The 1331-nt window shown below is 66.4% G+C and carries 1 protein-coding gene; it reads left to right on the top strand.

Going from position 1 to position 1331, the window contains the following annotated elements; all coding sequences use genetic code 11:
• Positions 1 to 20: 20 nt before the first annotated feature.
• On the top strand, positions 21 to 1325 hold the full coding sequence (locus tag OO48_RS33880) for an extracellular solute-binding protein (protein ID WP_033223471.1): 1305 nt from the start codon (positions 21 to 23) through the stop codon (positions 1323 to 1325).
• Positions 1326 to 1331: the final 6 nt, after the last annotated feature.

The raw sequence follows: 1331 nt of genomic DNA on the forward strand, positions 1-1331 counted from the left end.
CAGCGTGAAGGATGAGCGAGATGCGCAGAGGATGGCTGGCCGTCGGGGCCGCTTCCATGGTGGTGCTCACTGCCTGTAGCAGCGGTGGCGGCGGGGCGACCGCTGCGCCGTCGGTGAACTCGGACCCGACGAAGGTCTCGGGTTCGATCACCGTCCTGACCAACCGCACCGACCAGCTCGGCGACGGGACGCTGGACAAGTACGCCGCGGAGTTCACCAAGGTCTACCCGAACGTCAAGGTGAAGTTCGAGGGGATGAAGGACTACGAGGGCGAAGTCAAGATCCGCATGAACACCGAGAACTACGGTGACGTGCTGCCGATCCCCTCCGACCTCTCCATCGCCCAGCTGCCCAACTTCTTCTCCTCGCTGGGGGGTGCGGACGAGCTGTCGAAGACCTACCAGTGGACCGACTACGGCACGGTGTCGGGCAAGGTCTACGGCATCGCCAACTTCGGCACGGTGACCGGCTTCGTCTACAACAAGAAGGTCTGGGCGGACGCCGGCGTCACCGCCTGGCCCAAGACCCCCGAGGAGTTCCTCGCCGACCTGAAGGCCATCAAGGCCAAGGGCCAGGCCACCCCGTACTACACGAACTACCACGACGGCTGGCCGCTGCGGCAGTGGACCGACGCGATCGGCTCGCCGTCCTGCGACGAGGGCGCCAAGGACGCGCTGGCCACCACCGCGCAGCCCTGGGCCTCCGGCGACCTGCGCACCATCGACAGCCTGGTGTACTCGATCGTCGAGCAGAAGCTCTCCGAGGACGACCCGACCACCACCAACTGGGACCAGTCGAAGGTGATGCTGGGCACCGGGAGGATCGGCGCGATGTACCTGGGCTCGTGGTCGGTCTCGCAGATGCGCGACGCCGCGACCAAGGCCGGCGCGAACCCGGACGACATCGGCTACATGCCGTTCCCGTCGACGTCCGGCAAGGCGTGCAGCGTCCTGCAGCCGGACTACAAGTACGGGATCAACAAGCACTCCAAGAACCAGGAGGCCGCGCGGGCGTGGCTGGACTGGTACATCACCAAGTCCGGCGCGGCCCAGGCCGAGCAGGGCATCTCCTCGGTCAAGGGCTCCGAACTGCCCGCCACCCTCAAGCCGTTCACCGACAACGGGGTGCAGCTGATCGGGCAGAAGCAGGACAAGTCCGCCACCGTCAAGAAGATCGACAAGGGCGCGGAGATCAACCTGGACGCCCCGGACTACCGGCAGAAGCTCGTCGACATCGCCCGCGGCGCCGCCTCCGGCGACCGGGACGGCTACTTCGCCGAACTCGACAAGAAGTGGTCCGAAGCGCAGAAGACCGTCAACGGCTGACCACAC

This window comes from Kitasatospora phosalacinea, from assembly GCF_000716545.1.
Taxonomy (GTDB): Bacteria; Actinomycetota; Actinomycetes; order Streptomycetales; family Streptomycetaceae; genus Kitasatospora; species Kitasatospora phosalacinea.

Excerpts from the sequence above, each read along its gene's own strand:
- OO48_RS33880 (WP_033223471.1), top strand. The coding sequence starts at position 21 with ATGCGCAGAGGATGGCTGGCCGTCGGGGCCGCTTCCATGGTGGTGCTC.